Genomic DNA, 13,207 nt, shown 5'->3' with positions numbered 1-13,207 from the left:
CCTGGCGGCCAACCCCGAGTGGTTTACAGATCCGGCAGCTCGGCCAGCGCCTGCTTCAACGCCTCTACGGCCCTTGGGTCGCCGCGGTACAGGTCTAGCACCTTGTAGCTGGTCTCGCGCAGGGTAGACACCAGCTGCTCTTCCTGCGACTCGGTCAGCCCCAGGTGCACCAGGTCACGCTCCACCCGCCCCAGCGAGGTTTCCAGAAAGGTACTGGCCGCCATGCGGTCTTCGCGGCGCTGCGCATCCAAGCCATGAATGCCGTCGCGAATGGTTTGCAGCAGCGAGCGCAGCTGGCTTTCCTGCCTGGCTGCCCGCTGCTGCAGCGCCAGAATCTTCAGCCGCTCTGACACCAGCTCTGCCAGCACGGCAAAGTGGTCGCGCAGCCGCCCGGCCCTGTCGTCCTCGCCCACAGGCAAATCGCGAATCAGCAGCGTCACACCATCAAAGTTGAACGCGACACGCTTACCCATCGCTACGACCCGACCACAGTCGGCGATCAGCTGCAGTACACCGCGCTCCATCTCGCTGACTTCGCCCTCCTGGCTCAAGGCCAGCCGCTCACCACCACTGGCCAGTGCCACCGCGCCACTGACACCAAAACCTTGCACGGTGTCCAGCAGGGTACGCCCCAACTGCGGCAAGTCCACACAGGCCATGGCACGGCGCGAAAACTCCACCACCAGGCCCAGCTCCGCCGCATTGCTCATCGCCGTCATGGCGGTAGCCGTCGCAAAGCTGGCCTGGTTGGCCAAGGCTGCCTTTTCCCGCCGGCGCCGGAAAATGGCATCAATGCGCGACGCCACCACCGCCAGGTTCAGCGGCTTGGAGGTAAAGTCTTCGCCGCCGGCATCGTATGCGGCCACGCGGTCTTCCAGCGCTGTCAGCCCGGACAGGAACACCACCGGGATATCGCTGGTTTCAAAATCGTCTTTCAGGCGGCGGCACACTTCGTAGCCATCCATCTGCGGCATATTGATATCCAGCAGGATCAGGGCCGGCTGCAAGCTGGCTACCTGCGCCAGCGCCTGTAGCGGGTTGGTAAAGCCGACAATGCGGTATTGATCCTCCAGGCCGTCACTGATCATTTCCGTGGTCAGCACATCATCGTCAATCACAATAATCAGCGGTTTGTCGCTCATCGGGCACCTGCCATGGTTTTTATGTTGGATCACTATTGCGCCAGTACTCTTCATTCTAGCCACAGTTCGTTGAGTGAAAACCCGATTATTCGATTGATTTATCTAATTACAGAACGTCTATATTCCCGCAATAGCACCAAACCTCCCCATATATAGCATATCGATATATATATTCATTCTTTCGGGGGTAGCGGCTCTCCGGTACATTTGCAGTGCCGGAAAGTCCGGCACGGTGCCTGCCCGGGTGCCGCGATGCAAACAGCCAGAGAATTGAGCGCAAAGATGAAAATCAGTCAGGAGAGGCTGACTCACCTCAAGCAACTTGAAGCCGAGTCCATCCACATCATCCGTGAAGTCGCCGCCGAGTTTGATAACCCGGTGATGCTGTACTCCATCGGCAAGGACTCCGCCGTGATGCTGCATTTGGCGCAGAAAGCCTTTGCACCCGGCCGCCCGCCCTTTCCGCTGATGCACGTGGACACCACCTGGAAGTTCAAGGAAATGATCGATCTGCGCGACAAGCAGGCCCGCGAGTACGGCTGGGACCTGATCGTGCACGTGAACCAGGACGGTGTAGACGCCGGCATCAACCCGTTTACCGCCGGCAGTGCCAAGCACACCGACGTGATGAAGACGGAAGGCCTGAAACAGGCACTGAACAAGTACAAGTTCGACGCAGCCTTTGGCGGCGCGCGCCGCGACGAGGAAAAATCGCGCGCCAAGGAGCGTGTGTACTCCTTCCGCGACAAGAACCACCGATGGGACCCGAAAAGCCAGCGCCCCGAGCTGTGGAACATCTACAACGCCAAGATCAACAAGGGCGAAAGCATCCGTGTGTTCCCGCTGTCCAACTGGACCGAGCTGGATATCTGGCAGTACATCTTCCTGGAAAACATCGAGATCGTGCCGCTGTACTTTGCCGCCGAACGCCCGGTGATCGAGCGCGATGGCACCATGATCATGATCGACGACGAGCGTATCCTGCAGTACCTGAGCGAAGAGGAAAAAGCGCGCATCCAGCACAAGAAAGTGCGCTTCCGCACCCTGGGCTGTTACCCGCTGACCGGCGCGGTGGAGTCGGAAGCCACCAGCCTGGCCGAAGTGATCCAGGAAATGCTGCTGACCAAGACCTCCGAACGCCAGGGCCGCGTGATCGACCACGACTCGGCCGGCTCGATGGAGAAAAAGAAGATGGAAGGCTACTTCTAAGCCCCGCTTCGCCCCTACCGAATATTCTAAGGTTGGCCGCACGCGGCCAACCTTGCAGATGCAAGGCATACGCTCATGGCACACCAATCCGACCTGATCGCCAGCGACATCCTGGCCTACCTGAAGCAGCACGAAAACAAGGACATGCTGCGCTTCATCACCTGCGGCAACGTAGACGACGGCAAGTCCACGCTGATCGGCCGCCTGCTGCATGACTCCAAGCTGATCTTCGAAGACCAGCTGGCCGCCATCCAGCGCGACTCGAAAAAGTACAACACTACCGACGAAGACATCGATCTGGCACTGCTGGTAGACGGCCTGCAAGCCGAGCGCGAGCAAGGCATCACCATCGACGTAGCCTACCGCTACTTCAGCACCGACCGTCGCAAGTTCATCATTGCCGACTGCCCGGGCCACGAGCAGTACACCCGCAATATGGCCACCGGCGCATCGACCTGCAACCTGGCGGTGATCCTGATCGACGCCCGCTACGGCGTGCAAACCCAGACCCGCCGCCACAGCTACATCGTGAGCCTGCTGGGCATCAAGCACGTAGTGGTGGCCATCAACAAGATGGACCTGCTGGACTTCGACCAGGCCGTGTTCAACCGCATCCGCGACGAATACCTGGCTTTTGCGGCCAACCTGGGCATTGCCGACATCCGCTTCGTGCCGATCAGCGCGCTGCGTGGCGATAACGTGGTGAGCGCCAGCGAGCGTACGCCGTGGTACGACGGCCAGACGCTGATGGGCATTCTCGATAGCGTGGAAGTCGACCACGACGTGGCCCAGAGCGCCTTCCGCCTGCCGGTGCAGTACGTGAACCGCCCCAACCTGGATTTCCGCGGCTTCTGCGGCACCATCGCCAGCGGTGAAATCCGCCCCGGCGACCGCGTTGTCGCCCTGCCTTCCGGCAAGCAAAGCACGGTAGAAAACGTGGTGGTGTACGAAGGCAACCTGGATGTAGCAGGCAGCGGCCAAGCCATTACCCTGACCCTGGCAGACGAGATCGACATCTCGCGCGGCGACATGATCGTGCGCGCAGACGAAGTTGCGCCAACCGTGAGCCAGGCGGTGGAAGCCCACCTGGTATGGATGGACGAAACGCCGCTGTCGGTGGGCAAGGACTACAGCTTCAAGCTGGCCGGCAAAACCGTTACCGGCCGCGTGGAGCGCATCGTGCACCGCGTGGACGTGAACACGCTGGACGCCTTCGAAGCAGAAAAACTGCAGCTGAACGAAATCGGCCTGGTACGCATCGCCTTTACCGCCCCGGTAGTGTTCGACGCCTACAGCCAGTGCCGCGCCACCGGCAGCCTGATCGTGATCGACCGCCTCTCCAACGCCACCTCCGGCGCCGGCATGATCCGCGGTGAAGCGCAGATCGACAGCGCCAGCCAGGACCAGAACGACCTGGCTCGCCTGCGTGCCTTCGAAATCGAGTTCAACGCCCTGGTGCGCAAGCACTTCCCGCACTGGGACGCGAAGGACATCAGCAAGCTGCTGTAATGCGGCCAACGATCAAAAGCCCACCGCTCGCGGTGGGCTTTTTACTGGCGGCACTCAAGGTGTCGGCCGCCCCAGGGCGGCGGGGCGCTTGGTATCGATGATCAACGGCGCGATATCCACTGGCAGCAATTGGCGCGCCAGTTGTGCATAACGACCGTTCTGCTTCAGTTGCTGCAAACCACGATTAAAAGCCGCCAGCACCGTCGGCGCGCGCGGGCTGCGCCGCGATAGCATCAGTGAAAACGCCACTGTTTCCAGCGGGCTAGGCAAGGTAGTCAGCCAGACTTGCTCCTGGCGGATACCGCTTTGCCAGCGCAGCTGGCGGTACACCCCTTCCGCCAGCGTCATGGCGTGTAAACGCCCGGCCAGTATCATGCGCAGGCCGGCCTCGGCGCTCTCCACCCGGTGGTATTCCACCCGCCCCTGTCGCTCCAGCAGGGTCAGCTCTTCGAACGGGCGCGACCCCAGCGGCAAGGCCAGCTTCACACCATGCCAGCGTTCACGCTGCGGCCAGTCGGCCAGCGGGCGGTCGATGCGGTGTATCAACACTTCACGGTCGCTGATGATGGGGTCACTAAATAGCGCAAACGCATCACGTAGCGGGCTGCGGCTCCACACCAGCGAACCGTCTACCAACCCGTGGCTGACCATTTCTTCGGCCCGCTTCCATGGGTAGAACACGTAATGCACACGGATACCGGCCAGCGCGGCGGCCTCGCGCACCACGGCCGAGGCAAAGCCGTATTGCGGCAGGTCGGCAGACTGGTAAGGCTGCCATTCGCCATTGGCCAGCTGCCACAATATCTGCGCCTTGGCGTCGGAGGCCCCCAATACGCTACACAGCAGTAGTACAAGCGGTTTCATCATGCTTCCTTTATTGCCCTTCGCCGCGCAGCGCTTTGCCCCCTGGCCCTGGGCAATAAATAACGGGCCGCACGAACGGGCTATGGTGATCAACAGACGCCGCCGCCCCGCAGGGCGGCGGCCTGGGCTCAGCCAGACATGGCCGTGCCGGGTTGCAGGTTTAGGGTTTCAGGTCGACATCGGCGTTGGCGACGCTGTCTTCCCATTTGAAGTGCGCCTGGATCAGGGGAAATTTGCCAGCACGGATATCATCCACCCCCTGCTTGACCATCTTGAACAGATTGGTCGACACATTGAGCGTGACGCCGGCGCGGTGATCCTTGTTGGCCTGCGAGGTTCTCTGTAGCGGCGCGCCACCGAAATGGCTACCTTTCCCGGCGTGTACGCTGGCGGCGTCTACCGTCACCTTGCCGGCTACCGGTAGCGACAGCTCGCCCAGGCGCAGCTGGCTGGGCCGCGTTTTTACGTAGTCAACGTACTGGGCATCGATGTTGGCGTGGCCATTGAAGCCGAACAGCGTGCCGTCCAGCAAGGCGTCACGCACTACGCCGGCACCGTCCTTGGCCGTTTCGATCTTGGCCGGGGCGCCGCCCAGGCCAACATCCACCAGCAGGCGTTTGCGGTCCTGCATCTCGTCCAGCGAGCGGATCTGCAGATTGCCCCCTACCTTGCCCTGCAGGCTATCGGCCTGGATGTCGGCCCCGACCAGACGCGCGTCCTGGGCACTGTTCAGCGTGATGCGCTGGCTGTTCACCACCGCCTGGTCAATGGTGCGCACCTTGTCGAAGTCCACATCGATCCGGCCACCTACCGTCAGGCTGTTCAGCGACTTTTTGTCTATGCCGATGCCGAACTTGAAGCCACCGCCAAAGTTGGCCTTGCTGCTGTCTGACTGCGCCGCCACGATACCGACGCCGCCGCGCTTGTTACTGATGTCCAGCTCGGCCAACTGCAGCTTGGCACCCACGATACTGGCCGCCTCGCCTGCGCTATCGGCCTGCATCAGCAGCTTGCGGGCCTGCACGCTACCGCCCTTGGCACTGCTGCCGCTTTCATCGATAAAGTCCAGATCGGCGCTAACCCCTAGGCTACCCAGCGCCCCATCCAGCGGCGCGAAGTCGAAACTGCCCCCCGCGCTGATACCTTGTGCCAGGTGGCTGCCGTAGGCGGCGTCGTAGTGCGTGCGGGCGCCCTGCATGGTCACATCACCCGGTGTCACTACCTTCGCCCCTTCGACCAGTGCCATCTGTGAGCCAGTCAGCACCAGGTTGGCCGCAGCAATATCGGCCCCCACCCCGCTAACATCCCGCACGGTCTTGGTGTTGAAATCGCCTTTCAGGTTGATGACCGGCAGCGTGGCCCCCATGCCGGCAGGAAACACCTTGGCACCAATACCAACCGAGGCATTGAAACCCTGGCGGTCCAGCCAGCTACGGTCACGGGCCTGCGCAATGATGGCCTCGCTGCCGGCTTTCACGGTGTAGTTACCGCTCAGGCGGGCATCACTGCTGCTATAGACACGTTGCGCCGCGTCGATGGTGAGGTCATCGGCAAGCACCATGCTCTTGGCGGCCTGGGCTTTGCCGCTTTCCTCGTGGCGTGCACCGCCGGACAAAATGCCCTTGATGGTGACGTCCTGGAAAGTAGAGGTATACGCCTGCAGCTCGAAGCGGCCCTTGATCTTGTCTCTCGTGCTGTACTGGCTGTTTTCCGCGGCAAAGTTTTCGTAGTTGCCGGCCTTGATCAGCACGTCACCACGGTCCAGGCTGTTGTACTGCCTGCCCTGCACCGCCGCCTGCTTGTTGGCCTGGTACTGGGTACCGCGGTCACGTACATGGTTGCCGCGCACCTGGATACTGCCGCCTTCCAGCCGGGTGCCAACCGCCGTGGTGGTAAAGTCACGCGCCACATCCAGCTTGCCGAATACGGCAGCCTGTGCCCCTACCGACGGGCTGTATTTCAGGAAGATATCGGCTTCGGCGCCCAGGCGCGGCTGGGTAATCTGGTGCAGCGTATCGTCGGTGGCGTTTTCCAGATGAACGGAACCAGACCACACCGATACGTCGCCATCCGCCCGCAGCTGTGCGCCTTGGCTGGCGATTTTTTCAGACCCCAGCAACCAGACCGACTTGCCACGTACATTGCTGACGGCGGCCTTGCTGTCTTCGTCGTGCACGTTGTACTGGAAGGTAACGGCATCCACACCTGCGGCCACACGGTTTACGCCGGCAGACACATAGGGGCCAATGCCGTCGGTGCGCAGATTATCTTCGGTGATGCGCTGTGACTTGCCGGCAGTCAGCGCGATGTCGCGCGCCTGGATGGATGCCTCATCGGCATCGGCTTGCAAACGGCTACCGGACAGGGCAACCTTGTCAGCCTGCAGATAGGCTTGCCCCGCGCCGGCACTGACGGCGCTGCCCTGATGCAGAACTTGCCGCGCCACCGTTTCGAGGGTCTTGCCGTTGGCGCGCACGCCCAGGCGGAACTGCAGGTCCTCATCGGCTGTTACCGCGCGGTCCAGCACCGATTCCAGCACCTCTTTCAGGTCCACTCTGGCGCCCAGCTCTTTTTCCCAGTCCGTGCCTTCCTGGCTAACGTAAAAGTCTGCCGAAGGCCGCCAGGTCTTGTTGCGCTGCTCGTGCTGCTCGCTAGCGCCTTGCAGCACGATGTCGCCTTTGGCAATAACGCGGGCATTACCGCTGGCCTCTACCCGGCTAGCCGTCAACGCGACCTGATCAGCATTGATGCTGGCGTCGCCCTGGCGCGCCTGTATCAGGCTGCCCTTGACGACCTGGTGCAGCGAGTCACTGCTATCCATGGTGGTTTGCAGCAGGTCAAAGCCCGTGGCTTCGCGATGCAGGGTACTGGCCTGCTGGCTATCCAGCGCGTGCGTCAGCTGCAACTTGCCGCCCCCGACGGTGGCATTGGCACCAGACAGCACCACGCCCTTGCCATCCAGCACACCGGCTTGCACGGTGAGCTGCTTGCCGGCGCGAATCTCACTGCCATGCTGTTTGTCTTCTACCTGGCTGCGGCTATCGCGCACGCTGTGCAGCAAACCGATGCTGTGGCGGTCGGCGCTGTCGCTATTGCGGGTAGCTACGGTACCGGCGCGCAACTCCCCGGCTTGCAGCTTCACGTCGCCTTCTGCCGTGATGCGGCTGCCATCCAGCTGCATCTGGCCACCGGCTGTCAGTTGCACATTGCGCCCCGCCACGTTGGCCGCAACCAGCTGCTCTTGCTGCCAGGCCTGGCGGTCGTGGCCAAAATGACTGCCGTCTTGCTTGAGCGCCAGCCCGTAGGTGGTTTCCGACTGGCGGCTTTCGCGCTGCGCCGCACCACTGAGGCTGAGCTGGCCGCGGGCCGCCAGATTGATGTCGTTACCGTTGATGGCAACGGTTTCCACCTGCTGTTGGCGTGACTCGCGCGCCGCGGTATCGGTATTGAACAGGTTCAGCAGGTCGGCACGGCGTTCCTTATGCCCCTGGCTGCTTTCCGCCGCTGCCTGCTGCAGGCTAATGTTCTGGCCCTGCATGCTCAGCGACGCCGCCTGCAACTTGCTGCCGCTGGCCACAATATCGCCCTGGCTGGCCAGCGACATGCGGTTACCGGCAGTGAGCTTGCTCACGTGCAGTTGCTCGGTGCGCTGGGTGTCGGCCTGGCTTTCCTCATGCGTGGTAAGCAAGGACAAGCTGCCCAGCGCAAGAATATTGTCGGTACGGCGGCTGCTGCTATCTTGCTGCTGGGCGGTGACCTGGCTACCCAGCACCACCTTGCCGGCCTGCACATCCAGCGCGTTAGCTGCCGTCACGGTTGCCGCGCTGATGCCGAGTTGGCCGCCGGCCTTCAGTTCGATATCGCGGCCGTTCAGTGTGGCGGCCAGCAGCTTGTCACGCGACTCGTTACGCGTGGTTTCCACCACCTGCATGGCTTTGTCAATGCCGGAGCTGGTTTCCCTTACCCGCAGGCTGTCGGTCGCTTTGGCGGCGGCAATGTCCATGTCACCGCTGCTGATCAGCTGCAGCCGGTCGGCACTGAGCTTGCTGCCATCCACTTGCAACGGCCCTTGCCGTGCTTCCAGCCTGGCCTGGCCGCGAACCGCCAGCTCGCTACCTGCCAGTTGTTCGCTATGGCTTGCCTTGTCGGTATCCAGCGTCCACAGCTGTAGCAGGTTTTTCAGGCCGCCAGTCGAGTCGCGCTGTTGCTGGTCTTGTTGCTGGCACAGTGCAGCCAGCTTGAGGCTGCCTGCGCGCAGGTCGGCTTCGCCAGCCTGGATATGGCTGCCCTGGATCACCAGCTTGCCCGCCATGTCTGCCGCCAGGCCCTGCTGGGCATTGATGCTGGCTTGTACGGTGGTGGTGGCCGACTGGTCGGTGTTATACAGGCGGATACGCCCGCTTTGCAGGCTGCCCAGGACCCGGCTATCCAGCACCTGCGCCGGGCCGGGGTCAGCCGCTGGCTGGCTAGGCGGCGGGGTAAACACGCTTAGCAAATCGGGGATGCACAGCCAGGGCAAAATGCAGATTTCCCGCTTCGGCGGTGGCGGCGGTGGCGCTGGCGGCATGTCGCGCATGGCCGATAACTGCAGGCCCTGGTCTGGCGTCAGCCGTACTTCGTTGCGGCCTGCCAGCACATTGATGGCCTGCTCGCTCCTGATGGTGCCATCCAGTTCGATTTTGGGTGCCAACAGGTCCAGCACCCGCGCGCCATCCAGCTGGCCAGTTACCTGCAAGCGGCCGTTTCTGCCGGCACCATTACCCAGCATCACGCTATCCAGGCGGCCATCCTGCAACACCGGGCTACCCACCACCAGCGAGGCACGGCCGGTATTGATGAAGCCACTGTCCTTGCTGGTAATACCGTTCGGATTGGCCAGTACGTAGTCGGCCAGCATGCCGAACACCTCTTGCTTGCCCAGCAGCAAGGAGGGGTTGGCACCCACCACCTCGTTCAGGATAAGACGGGCAGCATTGCCACCCAGCTTGCCGTTTGCGGCCAACTGGCCAGCCAGTACCGACTGCCCCCCATTTACCGAGTTATTCAGCACCACACCGGGCTGATTAACATTATATTGCTGGTATTGATTGTGCGACAGGCCATGCTGATTAGGCGCCACAATATTGACCACTTCAACATTGCCCCTGTTATATACCTCTGCCCCGCCCGCCGAAATGACACCGGCTGCGGCTTTGTTGCACAAATCAGTGCTTGCGTCCGTCCGGTAGAATGACCGCATGAGCAAGCCCCTTCCTCCCAAGTACCAAACCATCAACTGGCAGTCATACAACCAGTCCCTCAAGCAACGAGGGCAGCTCCTTCTCTGGCTCGACAAAGGCATGAACTGGTTGGCACCGGCTACCGGCAGGCGGGGACGGCAGCTAACTTTTTCTGATGCTGCCATCCAGTTCTGTCTCACCATCAAATGCCTCTTTGGCCTGGCGCTACGGCAAGCCACAGGTATGGTCGAAAGTATGTTGCGCCTGGCTGGCCTTGACTGGGCCGTCCCCGACTTCAGCACGCTTTCCCGCCGCCAGAAAGACCTGCAAGTCCGCATCCCGGTACAGAAAAAGCAAGGTTGTCTGCATCTCTTGGTGGATAGCACCGGCATCAAGATGATGGGTGAAGGCGAGTGGAAGGTGAAAAAGCATGGCGCTGATTACCGCCGCCAATGGCGCAAGCTGCATCTGGGCATAGATGCGCAAACGCTGGAAATCCGGGCAATGGAAGTGACCGACAATCGCACTGGAGATGCCACGATGCTGCCAGAGCTGCTATCGCAAATTCCGGCGGGAGAGGGACTGGTAACCGTCACCACGGATGGGGCGTACGACACACGCCTATGTTACGCAGCGATTGCAGAGCGTGGGGCGGCAGCCATCATTCCCCCACGTCGAAATGGCCAATTCTGGAAAGGGAATTTACGGGGCAATCAGGCTCGCAATGAGTCGCTACGAGCGGTGAAGTATCTGGGGCGCGCGCTCTGGAAAAAGTGGAGTGGCTACCATCGCCGCAGCTTGGTCGAAACGAAGATGCACTGTTTCAAATTGCTGGCAGATCGGGTTAAGTCACGGGACTTTGACCGGCAAGTAGCGGAGCTTCAAATCTGTGCAGCGATTCTGAATCGCTTCACAGCACTGGGCACGCCGCAAACGGTCCGTATGGGATAAATCCGTCTGGGGATTGGGGTAGTTCGACCTACGGCTGATTTGTGCAACAAAGCCCTGGGAATATGGAATAACCTTTTGCAAAAGGCCTGTCAGCTAAAACCGGACTGTATTGCACCAGGTCTGGAAATTGGCCAAGGCATTGCCCCTAAACACGCAGGTATTCTTGGTTATCTGGCCATTTACAGCACCACCCTGGGCCGGGCGCTGCAAAGCTATCTGCGCTACGAAAGGCTGTTTTATGGCAACGATATTGCCGATTTCAACATCGCAGACAATATGGCCACCCTGAGCTGGCACAAAAACAGTGTGTGCCTGGATCACGAGGAGTCGACGATGGCAGGCATCGTGACCTTGCTGAACGGGCACATGCACCAGCCCTTGCAGCTGACGCGGGTACAGTTTTCCGGTAGCAGCAGCGCAGAACGGCGCGAGGCTTGCGAACGCTTTTTCGGCTGCGAGGTGCGCTACAACAGCCCTTACACCAGCCTGACCGGGCCTGCCGCACAGTTGATGCAGCCCATGAAGGGCGCAGACGATGCCTTGCTGTCGCTGCTGCAAAGCCATGCCGACAGCCAGCTGGCCAGACAGCCTGAGCAGCACTGGCTGCAGGACTTGCAAGCCTTGATCATGCGCCGGCTACCGGAGGGGGAAGTATCACAAGACAAACTGGCAGAGTGCCTGGCCATCTCGCCACGCACCCTGCAGCGCAGGCTGGAGGCCAACCAGACCAACTGGCAACAGTTACTGGATAGCACCCGGCAAACACTGGCCAGGCGCTATCTGCTGGATAACGGGCTGACGCTGGCCGAGATTGCCCTGCTGCTAGGCTACAGCGAGCAAAGTGCCTTCACGCGGGCATTCCAGCGTTGGGAAAACACCACCCCGTCCTGTTACCGTAGCCAATGGCTCAAGCAAGCGCGCCGTTAGCGCAGCCCCTTCACGCCAGCCGCGATGCAGGCGCCGCCAGCACGGTGGCCAAGCACCAGGCTAGGAGCCACGGCCCTGCCACGCCAGCAGTCGCGTCTGGCTGGGCGTTTCATCAAACTGGCGGCGGTAGTCGTAACTGAAATGGCTGGGGCTGGCAAAGCCCCAGGCGGCCGCCAGGTCATTGATGGGGGTATCGTCGTGCGGTGCGCTACGCAACACCTGACGGACATGGTGCAGGCGTAGCGCACGCAACCATTGCAAGGGGCTGGTGGCCACCACGTCCTGAAAGCCGTTTTGCAAGGTGCGGCGGGTAACGTGCAGCCGGGCGCACAGCTCGTCTACCGTTGGCAGCGCTTCGGCAGGACTGGCCGCCAGTGCGCAGGCGGCACTCACCCAGTCCAGATGGCGCTGCTGGATACTGCTGCGGCCAACCAGGCCCCCGCCCTGCGCCTGTAAAAGCGCCTGCACCAGCGCCGTAATGCTGGCCTGCCCCAGCCGTGACGGTGCGGCACTGGCAGCGGGGGTATCCAGGATGCTGTCCAGCGTGTGGCATAGCTGGGCGTAGGCGGTAGCGGGCAGCGTCAGCATGCCGCTGCGACGCCAGCTGGCCGGCGCATCGAGGCCAGTCAGCAGCTGGGCGTGCAGGTCCAGCAAGGCCAACGGCAGCACCATGCCGTAGATCAGGAAAGCGGGCGGCGTACGCAGCGTGAAGTCGCTACCACCAGGTGACAGAAGCACGGTGTATTCGGGCACGCTGCGGCCACAGTAGCGCAGTTGGCCGCCGCTGCCCGGGCGCGCAATGCCGAACCACACGGCGCCGGGCCAGGCCTGGCAGTGCTGCCAGGTTTCGCAGGACGAAAACTCGCGGAACAGCTGTAGCCGCGGCAGGCATAGCTCGTCCAGCCGCCCCTGGTAGCGCCCGCAGGATAACTGGGCGTAATCCTGCTGCCAGCCTGTGATAAAGGCCGCGTGATCGGCCGCGTCTTCAGCCATACGGGTAGTCAGCTGCATGCTGGCCATGCCGGTAAGGGTGTGCATGGCGTCCTCCGTTTATCAAAAACCACAGCGGTAAGCAGCAATATTCACACCAGCGCGCCGCCATGACATTGGCTATCCAAAACCGGCAAATTCGCCAGCTTTGTGCACGCCCGGCAGCCGGCATGCGCCAGCCAGGTGCAGCCAGGGCCGGCGCTGGCGGGCATGTGCACTGCAGCTGGGCAAACCACCGGCACGGCGCTTGCTGCATTGCGGCAAATGCGTCCATCCGGCAGCCATCCGCCAGACGCAATTTCCGTTTTGCGATACCGGCTGCGGGCAAGCGCTTTCTACCATGGCGTTGAGGGCCTGACAGCGGGTGCTGCAGGCAGGGAGCAAACAAGCATGGAG

General features: G+C 61.8%; 8 protein-coding genes. 4 read left to right on the top strand and 4 right to left on the bottom strand.

Annotation, left to right across the window (positions count from 1 at the left end; all coding sequences use genetic code 11):
- Positions 1 to 23: 23 nt before the first annotated feature.
- Positions 24 to 1,142, bottom strand: a complete 1,119-nt coding sequence (locus LCH97_RS17250) for a PleD family two-component system response regulator (RefSeq protein ID WP_227302716.1) — start codon at positions 1,140 to 1,142, stop codon at positions 24 to 26.
- Between the two features lie 282 nt (positions 1,143 to 1,424).
- Here LCH97_RS17250 and cysD point away from each other — a divergent pair, with 282 nt between their 5' ends.
- Positions 1,425 to 2,351, top strand: a complete 927-nt coding sequence (gene cysD, locus LCH97_RS17245; protein WP_017507156.1) for a sulfate adenylyltransferase subunit CysD — start codon at positions 1,425 to 1,427, stop codon at positions 2,349 to 2,351.
- A 75-nt stretch (positions 2,352 to 2,426) separates the two neighbouring features.
- On the top strand, positions 2,427 to 3,860 hold the full coding sequence (gene cysN / locus LCH97_RS17240; protein WP_227302715.1) for a sulfate adenylyltransferase subunit CysN: 1,434 nt from the start codon (positions 2,427 to 2,429) through the stop codon (positions 3,858 to 3,860).
- Positions 3,861 to 3,914: 54 nt separating this feature from the next.
- Here cysN and LCH97_RS17235 read toward each other — a convergent pair whose 3' ends face one another.
- Together LCH97_RS17235 and LCH97_RS17230 are read right to left on the bottom strand one after the other, a co-directional pair.
- Positions 3,915 to 4,727 (bottom strand): ABC transporter substrate-binding protein, encoded by an 813-nt coding sequence (locus tag LCH97_RS17235; RefSeq protein ID WP_227302714.1) that lies wholly within the window; start codon positions 4,725 to 4,727, stop codon positions 3,915 to 3,917.
- A 157-nt stretch (positions 4,728 to 4,884) separates the two neighbouring features.
- Entirely contained in the window at positions 4,885 to 9,843 is a 4,959-nt protein-coding gene (locus LCH97_RS17230) for a hemagglutinin repeat-containing protein (protein WP_255619245.1), read from the bottom strand.
- A gap of 118 nt (positions 9,844 to 9,961) precedes the next feature.
- Between LCH97_RS17230 and LCH97_RS17225 the strand changes: the two genes are divergently transcribed.
- Together LCH97_RS17225 and LCH97_RS17220 are read left to right on the top strand one after the other, a co-directional pair.
- A complete protein-coding gene (locus tag LCH97_RS17225; protein ID WP_227301451.1) occupies positions 9,962 to 10,894 on the top strand; it encodes an IS5 family transposase in 933 nt (310 codons plus the stop codon).
- A 75-nt stretch (positions 10,895 to 10,969) separates the two neighbouring features.
- The gene (locus LCH97_RS17220; protein ID WP_255619244.1) at positions 10,970 to 11,821 is read left to right on the top strand and encodes an AraC family transcriptional regulator; all 852 of its coding nucleotides are present in this window, start codon (positions 10,970 to 10,972) and stop codon (positions 11,819 to 11,821) included.
- A gap of 60 nt (positions 11,822 to 11,881) precedes the next feature.
- On the opposite strand, the gene LCH97_RS17215 is transcribed toward LCH97_RS17220, so the two are convergent.
- A complete protein-coding gene (locus tag LCH97_RS17215) occupies positions 11,882 to 12,859 on the bottom strand; it encodes a helix-turn-helix domain-containing protein (RefSeq protein WP_227302711.1) in 978 nt (325 codons plus the stop codon).
- Positions 12,860 to 13,207: the final 348 nt, after the last annotated feature.

The organism is Vogesella sp. XCS3 (genome assembly GCF_020616155.1).
Taxonomy (GTDB): Bacteria; Pseudomonadota; Gammaproteobacteria; order Burkholderiales; family Chromobacteriaceae; genus Vogesella.
This window is presented reverse-complemented; position numbering and strand designations above follow the sequence as displayed.

Coding starts and splice junctions, on each gene's coding strand:
- LCH97_RS17235 (WP_227302714.1), bottom strand. CDS start 4,727: ATGATGAAACCGCTTGTACTACTGCTGTGTAGCGTATTGGGGGCCTCC.
- LCH97_RS17225 (WP_227301451.1), top strand. CDS start 9,962: ATGAGCAAGCCCCTTCCTCCCAAGTACCAAACCATCAACTGGCAGTCA.
- cysN (WP_227302715.1), top strand. CDS start 2,427: ATGGCACACCAATCCGACCTGATCGCCAGCGACATCCTGGCCTACCTG.
- cysD (WP_017507156.1), top strand. CDS start 1,425: ATGAAAATCAGTCAGGAGAGGCTGACTCACCTCAAGCAACTTGAAGCC.
- LCH97_RS17215 (WP_227302711.1), bottom strand. CDS start 12,859: ATGCACACCCTTACCGGCATGGCCAGCATGCAGCTGACTACCCGTATG.
- LCH97_RS17250 (WP_227302716.1), bottom strand. CDS start 1,142: ATGAGCGACAAACCGCTGATTATTGTGATTGACGATGATGTGCTGACC.